At 59.4% G+C, this 14,598-nt stretch carries 14 protein-coding genes and 1 pseudogene; 7 read left to right on the top strand and 8 right to left on the bottom strand.

Going from position 1 to position 14,598, the window contains the following annotated elements:
• Positions 1–47: 47 nt before the first annotated feature.
• A complete protein-coding gene (locus GOX45_RS08160; RefSeq protein ID WP_171099747.1) occupies positions 48–1,310 on the bottom strand; it encodes a DEAD/DEAH box helicase in 1,263 nt (420 codons plus the stop codon).
• A 353-nt stretch (positions 1,311–1,663) separates the two neighbouring features.
• On the opposite strand from GOX45_RS08160, the gene GOX45_RS08155 reads away from it, so the two are divergent.
• From GOX45_RS08155 to GOX45_RS08140, 4 genes and pseudogenes are all read left to right on the top strand, one after another.
• Positions 1,664–2,515 carry a DMT family transporter gene (locus tag GOX45_RS08155; protein ID WP_217350302.1) on the top strand — a complete coding sequence of 284 codons (852 nt, stop codon included), beginning with the start codon at positions 1,664–1,666 and terminating at the stop codon, positions 2,513–2,515.
• Between the two features lie 469 nt (positions 2,516–2,984).
• A pseudogene (locus tag GOX45_RS22220) lies at positions 2,985–3,887 on the top strand (glycoside hydrolase TIM-barrel-like domain-containing protein).
• Positions 3,888–3,890: 3 nt separating this feature from the next.
• Complete coding sequence (locus GOX45_RS08145) at positions 3,891–5,420, top strand: phage tail protein (protein ID WP_171099743.1); 1,530 nt, start codon at positions 3,891–3,893, stop codon at positions 5,418–5,420.
• Between the two features lie 8 nt (positions 5,421–5,428).
• On the top strand, positions 5,429–5,725 hold the full coding sequence (locus tag GOX45_RS08140; RefSeq protein WP_171099741.1) for a hypothetical protein: 297 nt from the start codon (positions 5,429–5,431) through the stop codon (positions 5,723–5,725).
• Here GOX45_RS08140 and GOX45_RS08135 read toward each other — a convergent pair.
• Positions 5,706–6,044 carry a TraR/DksA C4-type zinc finger protein gene (locus tag GOX45_RS08135; protein ID WP_171100146.1) on the bottom strand — a complete coding sequence of 113 codons (339 nt, stop codon included), beginning with the start codon at positions 6,042–6,044 and terminating at the stop codon, positions 5,706–5,708. The genes GOX45_RS08140 and GOX45_RS08135 overlap by 20 nt on opposite strands.
• Positions 6,045–6,128: 84 nt before the next feature.
• On the opposite strand from GOX45_RS08135, the gene cysE reads away from it, so the two are divergent.
• On the top strand, positions 6,129–6,938 hold the full coding sequence (gene cysE, locus GOX45_RS08130; RefSeq protein WP_171099739.1) for a serine O-acetyltransferase: 810 nt from the start codon (positions 6,129–6,131) through the stop codon (positions 6,936–6,938).
• Positions 6,939–7,010: 72 nt separating this feature from the next.
• On the opposite strand, the gene GOX45_RS08125 is transcribed toward cysE, so the two are convergent.
• The 5 genes from GOX45_RS08125 to pgk form a co-directional block, all read right to left on the bottom strand.
• Positions 7,011–8,315 (bottom strand): pyruvate dehydrogenase complex dihydrolipoamide acetyltransferase, encoded by a 1,305-nt coding sequence (locus tag GOX45_RS08125; RefSeq protein ID WP_171099737.1) that lies wholly within the window; start codon positions 8,313–8,315, stop codon positions 7,011–7,013.
• Between the two features lie 12 nt (positions 8,316–8,327).
• Positions 8,328–9,701 carry a pyruvate dehydrogenase complex E1 component subunit beta gene (locus GOX45_RS08120; RefSeq protein WP_171099736.1) on the bottom strand — a complete coding sequence of 458 codons (1,374 nt, stop codon included), beginning with the start codon at positions 9,699–9,701 and terminating at the stop codon, positions 8,328–8,330.
• Between the two features lie 15 nt (positions 9,702–9,716).
• On the bottom strand, positions 9,717–10,706 hold the full coding sequence (gene pdhA / locus GOX45_RS08115; protein ID WP_171099734.1) for a pyruvate dehydrogenase (acetyl-transferring) E1 component subunit alpha: 990 nt from the start codon (positions 10,704–10,706) through the stop codon (positions 9,717–9,719).
• A gap of 158 nt (positions 10,707–10,864) precedes the next feature.
• Positions 10,865–11,164 (bottom strand): septum formation initiator family protein, encoded by a 300-nt coding sequence (locus tag GOX45_RS08110; RefSeq protein ID WP_171099732.1) that lies wholly within the window; start codon positions 11,162–11,164, stop codon positions 10,865–10,867.
• A gap of 167 nt (positions 11,165–11,331) precedes the next feature.
• On the bottom strand, positions 11,332–12,522 hold the full coding sequence (gene pgk / locus GOX45_RS08105) for a phosphoglycerate kinase (protein ID WP_171099730.1): 1,191 nt from the start codon (positions 12,520–12,522) through the stop codon (positions 11,332–11,334).
• 133 nt (positions 12,523–12,655) lie between these two features.
• Between pgk and GOX45_RS08100 the strand changes: the two genes are divergently transcribed.
• Positions 12,656–13,162 carry a peptidylprolyl isomerase gene (locus GOX45_RS08100; protein ID WP_171099728.1) on the top strand — a complete coding sequence of 169 codons (507 nt, stop codon included), beginning with the start codon at positions 12,656–12,658 and terminating at the stop codon, positions 13,160–13,162.
• Positions 13,155–13,703, top strand: a complete 549-nt coding sequence (locus GOX45_RS08095; RefSeq protein ID WP_171099726.1) for a peptidylprolyl isomerase — start codon at positions 13,155–13,157, stop codon at positions 13,701–13,703. Before GOX45_RS08100 ends, GOX45_RS08095 begins: the two co-directional genes overlap by 8 nt.
• Positions 13,704–13,785: 82 nt before the next feature.
• Here GOX45_RS08095 and aqpZ read toward each other — a convergent pair whose 3' ends face one another.
• Entirely contained in the window at positions 13,786–14,475 is a 690-nt protein-coding gene (aqpZ, locus tag GOX45_RS08090) for an aquaporin Z (protein WP_171099724.1), read from the bottom strand.
• Positions 14,476–14,598 lie beyond the last annotated feature (123 nt).

The following is a 14,598-nucleotide window of genomic DNA, read 5'->3' as shown; positions in this document are numbered from 1 at the left end:
GAACGTTTAGAAGAAAAAAAGGCGGGCTGCGGCCCGCCTTTTTTTGTTTATGCTGCTGAACGGCGCCGGGGGCGGCGGCGTCTTTGACTTTGTGATGGTGCAGCACCTGATTTGTTCTGTTGCTTGGGGCCGCGGCGGCGGTTGCCCGGACGACGACCGGGTTTCGCTGGTTCCTCACGCTCGGGCATGGTTCCGCTGGCCACAGGAATTTCGATCTTCATCAGCTTTTGGATCTGGATCAGCTTGTCGATCTCATCACCGGCACAAAACGCTATCGCCTCACCCTCGCGACCTGCGCGTGCGGTGCGCCCAATGCGGTGCACATAGTTGTCGGGCACTTCCGGCAAGTCATAGTTGATCACATAGGCCACACCAGGGATGTCGATGCCGCGGGCGGCGACGTCTGTTGCCACCAGAATGGTAACTTCTCCGGCGCGGAAAGCTTTGATGGCGCGATCCCGCTGCCCCTGGCTTTTGTTGCCGTGAATCGAGGCAGCGTTGAACCCGTCAGCGACAAGGCCTTTCATTAGCTTTTCGGCCCCATGCTTGGTCCGCGAGAACACTAGCGTCAGTGCGTCGGGGTCCTGAGACAGGATCTCGCGCAGCTTGCTGGGTTTCTCGGGCTTGGAGACGAAATGGACGGACTGCGTGATCTTGTCGGCCGCTTTGCCCGGGGGCGACACTTGCACCCGCTGCGGGTTATCCAGATAGGCACGGCTGAGCTCTTCCATCTGCTTCGGCATGGTGGCCGAGAACAACATGGTTTGGCGGGGTGTGCCTAGGGCGGGCGCAATGCGACGGAGCGCATGGATAAAGCCCATGTCGAGCATCTGATCCGCCTCATCCAACACCAGATGCCGAACGGAGCCAAGATCAACGGCCCCGCGCTCCATCAAGTCGATCAGACGGCCCGGTGTGGCGACCAGAATGTCCGTGCCGCGGGATAGAAACATCACCTGTTTGTTGATGGATTGCCCACCAACTACGGTGGCCACACGCAGTTTGGTTTTTTGCGTCAGCCCGCGCAGGCTGTCGGCGATTTGGTTCACCAACTCGCGCGTGGGCGCGAGGATCAGCGCCTTGGCTGTTTTGGGCGCAGGCTTGCCAGGCTGCGCCAGCAAATGGTCGATCAGGGGCAGGCCAAAGGCCAGAGTTTTGCCAGTGCCGGTCTGCGCAAGCCCAAGAATGTCATGTCCATTCAGAGCCAGCGGGATCGCCTGGTTCTGGATCGGTGTCGGTTGTGTAAGGTTTGCGCGTTTCAGCGCGTCATTTAGTGCGGGCGCAAGGCCCAGCATATCGAAATCGAACAAAAAACTATCCTTCTGCTGCCCAAGGCATCAGGCCACGGGCAAATCGTGATGGGCCGCGTCCGCGACCGACAGGGGTGTACGAGACCTTGGGACAAGCAGGCGGTTCCTGCTTAGCCTGGTCGTCGCGTCAAGAACCCTGCGTGATGGGGAACTATGGGGTTGATCGGGCGCTGGCTGGCTTTTCGGCCTGTGTGCTCACGCTGCAGCGCTGTTTGGTGGCACATGCGCCCTGAAGGGTTGAAAGTCAAGCACTCAATATGCGCGACGCTTGCGAAGGGCGGGCCTTTGCCGGATACCGGACAGAAGGATTCGCGGGATGGCTGTGTATGCTCAGAGCTTTTGACAGGGCGGATTTGAGAACCGCCAGCATTGCCCTTGTCATCGGGGGAATGATGTGGGGACTCTATTGGATCCCGGTCCGATACTTCGTGAGTCAAGGGCTGAGCGGCGCATGGCCGGGCATCGTCATGTATAGCTCGGCCATTTTGGTTCTGTTGCCGTTTTTGTGGCGGGAACGCAGGTCGTTGCAGCGCGCTTGGCGCAGTCTGATCTTTAGCGGCATGTTTACAGGCGCCGCCTTCAGCCTGTTCACCATCAGTCTGGTTTATACGGATGTCGTCCGCGCCATCCTGCTGTTTTATCTCACTCCGGTCTGGGGAACGATTCTGGGCATGGTGGTGTTAGGCGAGCGACCGGGGCCTTTGCGGCTTTTGGGGCTTGTCTGCGGTCTGGGCGGAATGTTCATCATCTTGGGAGGTGAACAGGGGCTGCCCTGGCCTCGGAATACCGGAGATTGGCTGGCGCTGATCTCGGGCATGACATGGGCCTTTGGAACGCTTGGACTGTATCGTGCCTCGGGTATTTCGGTACGGGGACAGGTCTTTGCCTTTATTCTGGGTGCCTTGATTTTGTCGCTGTGCAGCCTGCCATTTGGGGCGGGGCTTGAAAGAGCGCTTGGTGAAGCGGTGCTTCAGGTCGGCCCTGTCGCCTTGCTTTCGGCGCTTTATACATTGCCGATGATTTTTCTGACCATTTGGCCTGCGACCTTACTGACACCAGCACGCGTTGGGCTGCTGCTGATGAGCGAGGTGGTTGTTGGCTTGATTTCGGCTGCTTTGTTCTCGGGTGAGCCGTTTGGACTGCGCGAGTTGATTGGAGCCACTTTGATCGTGAGCGCAGCCCTGTTGGAGGTGGTTCGCAGTTGAGGGGCCAATCGTAAACACGGCGCGCGCTGAGTGTTGCAGGGGTGTTGCGTAACACATTGACATTGCGAACTTAATTTTGTATCCCTTATGTCATGCTAGAAGAAGTGGGCAACGGCCCCGGGGAAACCCGGTGGCCGTTTCTCGTTTCTCTCGTGCGGAAAAACTCACGCATGAGGTCACAAGCAAAACATGACTTTGATTACCCCGGAAGAGCGGATTTCTCAGACGGCAGACTTGTTGCAGTCGCTTGAGGCGTCCATTCGCGGTTTGCGCCAGGCAGCGGAAGAACTGCGCAGGCAAATCGGAGCCGGGGAGGATGCAGATCTTGCTGGTTCAGCCAGGCAACTCGGTCAGCTAGAGGGGCTGATCCGAACCTGTCAGAAAGTGGAGACAAGCTTTGTCGAACAACATCACAGACAAGCCGGAATTGCCCAAGGGGGGTACGCGCTCGACCTTGATCGGGCACGATCTGAGATCGGGTGCAGGTTGGCTCGCCTCCGCGCCTGCTGCGGTGCAAGACAGATTTCTGAGTGAGATCGGGGAGGGGGGGCTGTGTGCCCTCCCTTTCCTGTTTGAGTTCTGGGCGCTGCCGCATCAATTGCCGTCTGAAGGCGGCTGGCGGTATTGGGTGATCATGGGTGGGCGTAGCGCAGCGAAGACAAGGGCCGGTTCCGAATGGGTGCGGTCGATGGTCGAAGGGTCCAAGCCTTTGGACAAGGGTGCGGCCTGTCGGGTGGCTTTGGTGGGCGAGACGTTCGATCAGGTGCGCGATGTAATGATCTTTGGCGATAGCGGGATATTGCAGTGCTCACCGCCGGATCGGTGACCGACTTGGAAGGCGTCGGAGCGCAAACTGATCTGGCCTAATGGGGCCGAAGCGCAGGCCTTTTCGGCCCATGATCCCGAGGGGCTTAGGGGTCCTCAGTTCGATGCGGCCTGGTTGGATGAGCTTGGCTGCGCGGCAATTGACAAAGGCACCAACCAACCGAACAAATTTTTGGACCCTAAATCGTCGGAACCAAAACTGCCCAAGTATTCCAATGGCTTGAGGGACGATTTCATCCAGGCACGTTACCTTGAGGCGGTGCTGAGGTATTGGGGGGATCCGGCCAACAACCCGGTTTCATCGCGCTATGGCGCGCCCATGATTGATATGTCCAACGCCTATGTCTGTGCATGGGACGCGCGGCCCTATCCCAGCTTTCCAAACCGCCGTTCGCTTTGGTCGGATGGGGCGAACTATGCACGCGGCCATTGGCTGAACGGGCGGTCGGGTGCACGCACGCTGGCCTCGGTGGTGACCGAGATCTGTCACAGTGCCGGTGTGACCCATATCGATGTATCGGGTCTTTATGGCGTGGTGCGCGGGTAGGCGATGCATGATGTGATGAACGCGCGGCAGGCCTTGCAACCGCTGATGCTGAGCTATGGGTTCGACGCGATAGAGCGCGACGGCCTTTTGATGTTCCGCATGCGCAACGTATTGTCTCCGGTTGGTTTGGATCCTGATCTTCTGGCCATCTCGTCCAATATTGACGGCACCATCGAACATCGCCGCGAGGCTGAGGCCGAGATGAGCGGCCGGGTGCGGCTGCGATTTGTGCAATCGGATGCCAACCATGATGTGGTCGCTGAAGAGGCTGTGTTGCCTGACGACGCAACCCATGCGGTTTCGGTGAACGAGATGCCTCTGTCCCTGACCCGAGGGGAAGGGCGGCAGACGGTCGAGCGCTGGCTGAGCGAGTCCCGTGTCTCGCGCGAGACGGTGCGGTTCGCGCTGCCGCCATCGATGCTGCATCTGGGGGCGGGCGATGTGGTCAAACTGCCGGATCGTCAAGATGGCACGCTGTACCGGATAGACAGGCTGGAGCAGGCCGAGATGCAATTGGCCGATCTGGTGCGGATCGAACCCGGCAATTATTCTCCCGCCGAGATCGCCGATGATGTGGTGGCCGAACGGCCCTTTACCGCGCCGGTTCCGGTCTTGCCGGTGTTTTTGGATCTGCCGCTGATCACCGGCGGTGAAGCGCCACACGCGCCGTATCTGGCGGTGTCGGCCAATCCATGGCCCGGCAATGTCGCGGTCTATTCAGCGGCGCAGGACGAGAACTATGCCCTTAGCGAGATCATCGCGGGTCAGGCAGTGATCGGCTTTACCGAAACACCCCTGTGGCGCGCAAGCCCTGGGGTCTGGGATCAGTCCGCGCCTTTGCGGGTCAACCTGATCGACGGAGTTCTGGACACACAACCGAGGTCGAGCCTGTTGAACGGGGCCAATCTGGCCGCAATCGGAGATGGCACACCTGGCAATTGGGAAGTGTTCCAGTTTGCCGAGGCTGACTTGCAAGATGTCGGCCCATACAACCTGTCGACCCGGTTGCGTGGACAGTTGGGCACCGATGCGCTGATGCCGGATGTCTGGCCAGCGGGTTCATATTTCGTGTTGCTGGACAGCCGTGTCTATCAAACCGGGCTGACACGCGGTGAGCGACGGCTGACCAAGCACTACCGGATCGGCCCGGCCACGCGCGGCAATGATGACCCGTCTTATGTGCATCTGATCGAAACCTTCGAAGGCAATGGCTTGCGCCCATATCGGCCTGTGCATCTGAAACGCACAGGTTCAGCGGTCGAGGACAGATTCACCTGGATACGCCGGACCCGTATCGACGGGGACGACTGGGACGGGTTGGATGTGCCTTTGGCAGAAGAGACCGAGAGCTATCTGATCCGAGTTGTTGTCAGTGGCATTGTCATACGCGAAGAAGTCTCTCAAACACCGCGCTGGAGCTATACCCCGGCGAAGAAAGCGGCTGACGGCGTCGTCGGACCCTATGAATTCCGTGTGGCGCAGGTGTCTGCCACTTATGGGCCGGGTCCCTTTGCGGCCCTGGTGGTTGGGTAGGTCTGATCATGCGCCCCGTTCTTCACGGAGATGTCAGCGCGGCGGCACGGGCCCTTTTGGCCGTGCCCGCCACAGATCGAGAGCGACTGTGCGGGCGTATGATCGCCGAAGCCGAAGCTGCGGACCAGCACGTGGCCCAAACGGGGCGTCTGCATCCAGTCTTTGGAAACGGCTCATTGATGGCGGCGGCACGTGGTCGCCACCTTGCGGACGAGCCGGGATTTGACAATCTTAGTTACTGCGCTTGCTTCGAGATGGTCTTGCGGCATCTCATTCGGTTTCACGCTAACCTGCGGCGCAGCTGATGCATTTGCTGGCGGCGGGGTCCAGATCCAACCGCCCACGCGCGATGTCTTCACCGCAATCTTCGCAATATCCAAACTCTCCTTCTGCAATTCGCGCAAGCGCGGCCTGTAGTCTGAGGGTTTCCAGATCGCGGCGGCTTTGCTGTGCCTGCGCCATCGCCTGGTTTTGCAGCGCGTCCATCCGACTGAGACGCCCAACAGCCTGTTGATCCAGCTCCACAACCGACCGAGCGTCGTTTGTGCCTTCTGTCTGGGCCCGGATTTCTGCCAACAGGGTCCGAATTCGGCCTTTGAAATGCTGAATATCGGCATCATTCATTTTTGTTGCCCTGTCGATCACGGGTTTGCGTTTGGTAATTTTACCACTAAATGGCATTCTAGGCGCAGCAAAAGGACATAAGCCATGTTGGAAAAGCGCAGTCACGTCACCACTGTTGACCCGGTCTGGACCAGAATCACTGAAGAAGCTCAGGCTGCGGTCGATAAAGAACCGCTCATGGGCGGCTTGGTGCATGCCTGTATCCTTCACCACCGCAGCCTTGAACGCGCGCTGTCGTATCGTGTCTCAGCCAAACTGAGCTCGAACGAGATGTCGATGATGGTTCTGCGCGAAATCGTGGATGAAGCCTATGCGGACGAACCGGCGCTGGTCGAAGCTGCGCGGGCCGACCTTATGGCCGTCTACGAACGCGACCCGGCCTGTCATCGCCTGTTGCAGCCAGTTCTTTATTTCAAAGGCTACCAGGCCATGCAGGCCTATCGCGTGGCTCATTGGCTGTGGCGCAAGGGCCGTCATGATCTGGCCTATTTCTTCCAGATGCGTTCGTCTGAGATCTTTGGGATCGACATTCACCCCGCTGCTAAAATTGGCAAAGGTATCATGATCGATCACGCCCACTCCATTGTCATCGGTGAGACCGCGGTGGTGGGTGACAATGTCTCGATGCTGCATTCCGTGACCTTGGGCGGAACCGGAAAAGAAGAAGAACAACGCCATCCCAAGATCGGCGACGGCGTATTGATCGGGGCCGGCGCCAAGGTGCTGGGCAATATCGAAGTTGGCCATTGCAGCCGTATCGCCGCCGGATCTGTTGTTCTGCAAGAAGTGCCGCCGTGCAAAACAGTGGCGGGGATCCCTGCAAAGATCGTCGGAGAGGCGGGCTGTGATCAGCCGTCAATTTCGATGGATCATATGTTGGGCAAGGACCAATAAGTCGGACTTGAGAAACGTAAAAAGGCCGCCTCGTGGGTTGAGGCGGCCTTTTTTGTACGTGGTTTGATGGGATTACGCCAACATCACCATCGGGTTTTCCAGGTTCTCGACAATGGCCTTGAGCAACTCGGCTCCCAGCGCGCCGTCGATGACGCGGTGGTCGACCGACATGGTGACCGACATGACGGTGGCCACGGTCAGCTCTCCATCATCGCCGACCACCGGTTTCTTGACCCCGGTGCCCACGGCAAGAATACCGGCATGGGGTGGGTTCACGATGGCGTCGAAATTGTCGATGCCGAACATGCCCAGGTTCGAGATCGCAAAGGTGCCGCCCTGATATTCGTGCGGGGCCAGTTTGCGTTCGCGAGCGCGGGCGGCGAGGTCTTTCATCTCCGTCGAAAGCGCCGAGAGTGACTTCATATCGGCATCCTGCAACACCGGTGTGAACAGCCCGCCTTCGATGGCGACGGCCACGGCCACGTCCGAGGGTTTCAGTTGCAGCACCCGGTCGCCTGCCCAAACCGCATTACAGGCCGGAACCTGTTGCAAAGCGTTGGCAACGGCTTTGATGATGAAATCGTTGACGCTCAGCTTGACGCCGCGTCCTTCCAGCTGCTTGTTCAACTGGCTGCGGAACTTGAGCAGCGCGTCCAGTTTGATGTCACGGCGCAGGTAGAAATGCGGGATGGTCTGCTTGGCCTCGCCCAGACGTGCGGCAATGGTTTTGCGCATGCCGTCCAGCTGGATTTCCTCGTATTCGCGACCCTCGTACATGCGCGAAACCATATCGGCTGAGGGGCCTGTGGGCGCAGTCGCCGGGGCCGGAGCCGCAGCAGCGGGTGCGGGCGCCGCAGCGGCTGGCGCCGCCGTGGCGCTTTCCACATCGGCTTTGACAATGCGGCCATGCGGGCCTGAGCCGGTGATCTGCGCCAGGTCGAGACCCTTTTGCGCTGCGATTCGACGGGCCAGGGGCGAGGCAAAGATACGGCCACCGTCGGCTTTGACCGGCGCCGCCGGGGCTGGGGCTGCCGGTGCCTCGGACGCCACAGGGGCGGCCTCGTTACCCGCGGCGGCTGCGGGGGCAGCCGCTGGTGCTGCGGCTGGTGCGGCTGCGATGTCATCAGCGCTTTCGCCGTCTTCCAACAGAACAGCGATGGCCGTGTTGACCTTGACGCCTTCCGAGCCTTCGGGGATCAGGATCTTGCCGATGGTGCCTTCATCCACGGCTTCGAATTCCATCGTCGCCTTGTCGGTTTCGATCTCGGCCAGCAGGTCACCGGACGAGACGGTATCGCCTTCCTTGACCAGCCATTTGGCAAGCGTGCCTTCTTCCATCGTCGGCGAAAGGGCGGGCATCAGAATTTCAGTGGGCATCTGTCACGCTCCTTACCGGTAGGTCACTTGTTTCACGGCTGCAATCACTTCGTCGGTGGTGATCAGGGCCAGTTTTTCGAGGTTTGCGGCATAAGGCATCGGAACGTCCTTGCCGGTGCAGTTGATGACCGGGGCGTCGAGATAGTCGAACGCCTCTTGCATCACCACCGAGCTGATATAGCTGCCGACTGAGCCTTGCGGCCAGCCTTCTTCGACGGTCACCAGGCGGTTGGTTTTCATCACCGAATTGATGATCGCGCCGGTATCCATCGGGCGGATGGTGCGCAGGTCGATCACCTCGGCGCTGATGCCGTCTTCGGCCAGCTTGTCGGCGGCCTCAAGCGCGTATTGCATGCCGATGCCAAAGCTGACGATCGTCACATCCGAGCCTTCGCGCCAAATGCGGGCCTTTCCCAGCGGGATGGTCAGATCATCCACTTGCGGCATGTCGAAGGACCGGCCGTAGAGGATTTCGTTCTCCAGGAAAACCACCGGGTTCGGATCACGAATTGCGGATTTCAGCAGGCCTTTGGCGTCGGCTGCCGAATAGGGCATGACAACTTTCAGGCCGGGGATCTGCATATACCAAGCGGCATAGTCCTGGCTGTGCTGTGCTGCCACGCGGGCGGCGGCGCCGTTGGGGCCCCGGAACACGATGGGGCATCCCATCTGACCGCCAGACATATAGAGCGTCTTGGCGGCAGAATTGATGATCTGGTCAATCGCCTGCATAGCGAAGTTGAAGGTCATGAACTCGACAATCGGTTTCAGGCCACCAAAGGCCGAGCCCACAGCGATACCCGCAAAACCATGCTCGGTGATCGGCGTATCGATCACGCGCTTGGGGCCGAATTCATCCAGCAGGCCCTGGCTGATCTTGTAGGCGCCTTGATATTCGGCGACCTCTTCGCCCATCAGATAGACGTCTTCGTCGCTGCGCATTTCCTCGGCCATAGCGTCGCGCAGGGCCTCGCGGACGGTTTCGGAGTTCATCTCGGCATCGGCGGGCCAATCGGGCGACAAGTCCACAACCGGTGCGGCGGGGGCAGCAGCGGCGGGAGCAGGGGCCTCAACCGCCGCTGAGGCGGCTTCGGTCTCTGCTGCGGCGGCGGGTGCCGCAGCGGGCAGGGCGGAGGCGTCTTCGCCTTCCTCGACCAGGATCGCGATGGGGGTGTTGACCTTGACCCCTTCGCTGCCTTCCGCGATCAGGATCTTGCCGATGATGCCTTCATCAACGGCTTCGAACTCCATCGTCGCCTTGTCGGTTTCGATCTCGGCCATGATGTCGCCCGAGGATACAGTGTCGCCTTCCTTGACCAGCCACTTGGCCAGCGTGCCCTCTTCCATCGTGGGCGAAAGGGCGGGCATGAGAATTTCGGTTGCCATGTCTTAATCGTCCTCTCAGGCGTAAATGTCTGTCCAGAGCTCTTCGACCGAAGGCTCGGGGCTTTCTTTTGAGAATTCGGCGGCCTGATTGACGATCTCTTTGATCTCTTTGTCGATCGCCTTCAGATCCTCTTCGGTCGCGTGTTTGCCAGTTAGAAGCATCTCGCGCACATGTTCGATCGGGTCGCTTTGTTCGCGGACCTTCTGAACCTCTTCGCGGGTGCGGTACTTGGCCGGGTCCGACATCGAGTGGCCGCGATAACGGTAGGTCTTGACCTCAAGGATATAGGGGCCCTTGCCCGCGCGGCAGTGAGCAACGGCCTTTTCGCCCGCAGCCTTGACCGCCAGCACATCCATACCATCGACAATCTCGCCGGGGATGCCGAATGCTTCACCGCGCAGGTAAATGTCTTTGGTCGAGGTCGAGCGTGCCTGCGATGTGCCCATGGCGTATTGGTTGTTCTCGATCACGAACACCACCGGCAGATCCCAGATCGCGGCCATGTTGAAGGTCTCATAGACCTGTCCCTGGTTGGCGGCACCATCCCCGAAATAGGTGAAGGTCACACCGCCGTTTTCCTTGTACTTGTCGGCAAAGGCCAGACCGGCCCCCAACGGCACCTGCGCGCCAACAATGCCATGACCACCATAGAAGTGCTTCTCTTTCGAGAACATGTGCATCGAGCCGCCCTTGCCCTTGGACAAGCCGCCCTCGCGCCCGGTCAGTTCGGCCATCACGCCACCCGGATCCATGCCGCAGGCCAGCATATGGCCGTGGTCGCGATAGGAGGTGATCCGCTTGTCACCTTCTTTGGCCGCGGCTTCAAGCCCGACAACAACTGCTTCCTGACCGATATACAGGTGACAGAAACCACCGATCAGGCCCATGCCATAGAGCTGGCCCGCCTTTTCCTCGAATCGCCGGATCAGCAGCATCTCGCGGTAATATGTCGTGAGTTCTTCCGCAGAAACATTTGGTTTCTTTGTGGTTTTTCGCGCAGCCATAGTGGCGATCTCCCCCTCTCGGCAAGATAGTTTAGCGTTAAACTATTTCATAAAGCATTTGGCGCGTGCTGGCGAGGGTAAATGTGACGCATGGTCATTCACGCGAAATTAATGCGCTCTGACGCGCTATGCCATGAGGTCTTACAAGGTGGATGGAACTATTGAATAACGATCTCATCCGCGCGGATCAGGCCCAGAATGGACCGCGCCTGCTGATCCAGCAGATCCAGATCCAGGTAGGTATCTGACAGGCGTAGGGTCAGGTTTTCCATCTTCGCGATTTCGGCGTTCAACTGCGTTAGATCCCGCGACAGCGCGTCCCGTTCGGCAGCGATCTCGACACGGCGGAACAGACCATAGTCACCTTGCACGGCGGCAAAGGTGAAATAAGCGCCCAACATGAAGGCGACCGAGAAGAACAGGACTGCACCCAAACCGGGGCGATGAGAACGGGTCACTAGGGAAACCACCGAATAGAAACTGCCTCGAACATGTGCCCTTAGCGGACATCTGGAAACACTATGTCACAGGTGATTCGGCTTGTGAATCCCCTGTGCTACAAAAACAGGGACCAAAAACGAGATTGGCAAAGCGCCGCTGACGGGCGCTTTGTGCAAGCTCTGTTTTACTGGTTCAACGCCGCGACGCCGGGCAGGGTTTTACCTTCCATCCACTCCAGGAACGCACCGCCAGCCGTCGAGATATAGGTGAAATCCGCAGCCGCGCCCGAGGCGTTCAGCGCAGCGACAGTGTCACCACCGCCCGCGACCGAGATCAATTGACCCGAACGGCTCAGTTCAGCGGCTTTCAACGCGGCCGCATTGGTGGCGGCATCAAACGGCGTCAGCTCGAACGCGCCCAGGGGGCCGTTCCAGATCAGGGTCTGGCTTTTGGCAAACACCTCGGTAATGGCGGCCACGCTGTCAGGGCCTGCATCCAGGATCATGCTGTCTTCGGGGCATTGATCGGCGGGCAGCACCTGATGCGGCGCATTTGCCTCGAATGCAGTGGCGACCACCACGTCGCTCGGCAGGATGATCTGACAACCCGCGCTTCGCGCTTTGGCAAGGATATCGGCCGCTGTGTCTTTCATCGCGGTTTCGGCAAGAGATTTGCCAACATTGATGCCTTGCGCCACCAGAAAGGTGTTGGCCATCCCACCGCCGATGACCAGATAATCGACCTTCTCGATCAGATTGCCCAACAGCTCCAGCTTAGTTGAAACCTTGGCGCCACCCACAACCGCCGTCACGGGGCGTTTGGGAGCGCCCAATGCACCTTCAAGCGCTTGCAGCTCGGCCTGCATCAGACGGCCCGCACAGGCGGGCAGCAGGCGGGCAATGGCCTCGGTCGAGCTATGGGCGCGGTGGGCGGCGGAAAAGGCGTCATTGCAATAGACATCGCCCAGCTTGGCTATACCCGCGGCCAGATCGGCGTCGTTTTTGGTTTCTGCCGCGTGATAGCGCGTGTTTTCCAGCAACAGGACCTGACCGGGTTGCAGCACCTCTGCCGCCTGTTCTGCTGCGGGCCCTACGCAATCCTCGGCAAAGACAACGGGCGTGCCAAAGGCCGTCTGAAGCGCGGGCACCAGCTGTTTAAGCGACATCTCGGGCACGCGTTCGCCCTTGGGGCGCCCGAAATGAGCCAGAAGGATCGGCATACCGCCAGCGGCCAGAATATCTTGAACCGTCGGCACAATGCGCTGAATGCGGGTGTCGTCGGTCACAACACCGTCTGAAACCGGTACATTGATGTCGACACGCACCAAAACGCGCTTGCCGTTCAGGTCCATGTCATCCAGTGTCTTCCAGCCCATCCTGCGATCCTCGCTGTTTGCAATCCGTTTAGGCGGTTCTTTTCCTGCTATTTGCCCTCAGGTCAATGCGTCACTTGGCTTTCAGGCGCGCGCGTCATAACTATTTGCCAAGAATAAATGACAGGAGGGCCTCATGGCCGAGATCAAAGACCCCGAAAACACGATCATCATCGAGCTGAAGGATGGCAACGTGACCATTGAGCTTCTGCCCGATGTCGCGCCGCAGCACAGCGCGCGGATGAAGGAACTGGCCCGTGGGGGCGAGTATGACAACGTGGCCTTTCACCGTGTGATTGACGGGTTCATGGCGCAAACCGGCGATGTGCAACACGGCGATATGGAAGACGGCTTTAACCTGCGTATGGCGGGCACCGGTGGTTCGTCGCTGCCAAACGTTCCCGCCGAATTTTCGTCGCTGCCGCATGATCGCGGCACCTTGGGTGCGGCCCGGTCGCAGAACCCCGATTCAGCCAACTCGCAGTTCTTCATCAACTTCAAGGACAACCATTTCCTGAACGGCCAGTACACGGTCTATGGCCGTGTGATTGACGGGATGGAGCATGTGGACGCGATTGTACGCGGAGAGCCGCCGCAAAGCCCCGATCGCATGATCAGCGTGAAAGTGGCTGCCGATGTATAAGCTGGCGGCTGCATTTGCCCTGCTGGCCGGTCCTGCGCTTGCGACCGGTTTGCAGATCGAAATCGAAGGTGAGGGGGCCAATGGCACCGTCACCGTCGACCTGTTCGAAGATCTCGCCCCCCAACATGTGGAACAGATCACTGCACTGGCCGCCGCCGGCCAGTATGACAATGTGGTGTTTCACCGGGTGATCGAAGGTTTCATGGCGCAGACCGGCGATGTGGAACATGGCCGTCTGGGCAGCGATCTGCGCCGCGCAGGCACAGGTGGGTCAGACCGTCCTGACCTGCCCGCCGAGTTCTCGGATTTCAACTTTGACCGAGGCGTCGTGGGCATGGCAAGGGCGCAGGATCCCAACAGCGCCAACTCGCAGTTCTTCATCATGTTCGAGCCGGGGCCGTTCCTGAATGGTCAATACACCGTTATCGGGCAGGTCACCGACGGCATGGACGTGGTTGACGCGATCAAGCGCGGCGATGGACCGAATGGCGCTGTCATCGGGCAGCCGGACGCGATGAAAACGGTCACCGTGACCGAGTAGAATGACCAAACCCGGCGCTCACGTCAGCGCCGGGTTTTTCTATGCGTTGCGCGGCGGCGTCTGAACCCCGCACTTTTGCAAGTCAGTCTTCAGACGACATCACCTTCCAAATCAGCGCACCTACGGCTCCGCCGATCAGCGGGGCGACCCAAAACAGCCACAGCTGTGCCAATGCGGGACCATCCGCAAAGAGCGCAACGCCGGTCGACCGCGCCGGGTTGACCGAAGTGTTGGTTACCGGGATCGAAATCAGGTGGATCAGCGTCAATGCCAGACCAATAGCGATGGGGGCAAAGCCAGCTGGGGCGCCGTTGGACGTGGCGCCAAGGATGATCAGGATAAAGAACGCGGTCAGCACAATCTCGATCACCAAGGCCGACATCAAAGAATACCCTTCGGGCGAGGCCGCGCCATACCCGTTCGAGGCAAACCCTCCAACGCCTTCGAAACCGGGCGCACCGCTGACGATGATATAGAGCACAAGCGCTGCAACAACGGCACCCGCGACCTGTGCAGCCCAGTAGGGAAGCAGATCTTTGGCCGGAAAGCGCCCACCGACCATCAGACCCAGACTCACGGCAGGATTGAAATGCCCGCCCGAGATATGGCCAACCGTATAGGCCATGGTCAGGACAGTCAGGCCGAAGGCAAAGGAAACGCCCAGCCAGCCGATGCCCACATCGGCCACACCCGCCGCCAGCACCGCACTCCCGCAGCCCCCCAGAACCAGCCAGAACGTGCCGAAGAACTCGGCCATTAGTTTCGATGACATCAAAATCCCTCCGAAAAACAAACGTCTTATACTCATTCGAATAACATGTTTTTTTACGTTTTGTGAGCGGGGAATCTTTACCGCTCCGGCGTCAGAACCCTATGAGGAGACTGCCCGATTTGC

It is taken from the genome of Ruegeria sp. HKCCD7255 (assembly GCF_013031565.1).
Classification (GTDB): domain Bacteria; phylum Pseudomonadota; class Alphaproteobacteria; order Rhodobacterales; family Rhodobacteraceae; genus Ruegeria.
The sequence above is the reverse complement of the archived record's forward strand: the minus strand, read 5'-3'. Positions and strand labels throughout refer to the sequence as shown.

What these genes read in the sequence shown, in the direction of transcription:
- pgk (WP_171099730.1), bottom strand. Translation starts at nt 12,522, where the DNA reads ATGGGCTGGAAGACACTGGATGACATGGACCTGAACGGCAAGCGCGTT.
- GOX45_RS08095 (WP_171099726.1), top strand. Translation starts at nt 13,155, where the DNA reads ATGTATAAGCTGGCGGCTGCATTTGCCCTGCTGGCCGGTCCTGCGCTT.
- pdhA (WP_171099734.1), bottom strand. Translation starts at nt 10,706, where the DNA reads ATGGCTGCGCGAAAAACCACAAAGAAACCAAATGTTTCTGCGGAAGAA.
- GOX45_RS08100 (WP_171099728.1), top strand. Translation starts at nt 12,656, where the DNA reads ATGGCCGAGATCAAAGACCCCGAAAACACGATCATCATCGAGCTGAAG.
- GOX45_RS08120 (WP_171099736.1), bottom strand. Translation starts at nt 9,701, where the DNA reads ATGGCAACCGAAATTCTCATGCCCGCCCTTTCGCCCACGATGGAAGAG.
- GOX45_RS08125 (WP_171099737.1), bottom strand. Translation starts at nt 8,315, where the DNA reads ATGCCCACTGAAATTCTGATGCCCGCCCTTTCGCCGACGATGGAAGAA.
- GOX45_RS08140 (WP_171099741.1), top strand. Translation starts at nt 5,429, where the DNA reads ATGCGCCCCGTTCTTCACGGAGATGTCAGCGCGGCGGCACGGGCCCTT.
- cysE (WP_171099739.1), top strand. Translation starts at nt 6,129, where the DNA reads ATGTTGGAAAAGCGCAGTCACGTCACCACTGTTGACCCGGTCTGGACC.
- GOX45_RS08145 (WP_171099743.1), top strand. Translation starts at nt 3,891, where the DNA reads ATGCATGATGTGATGAACGCGCGGCAGGCCTTGCAACCGCTGATGCTG.
- aqpZ (WP_171099724.1), bottom strand. Translation starts at nt 14,475, where the DNA reads ATGTCATCGAAACTAATGGCCGAGTTCTTCGGCACGTTCTGGCTGGTT.
- GOX45_RS08135 (WP_171100146.1), bottom strand. Translation starts at nt 6,044, where the DNA reads ATGAATGATGCCGATATTCAGCATTTCAAAGGCCGAATTCGGACCCTG.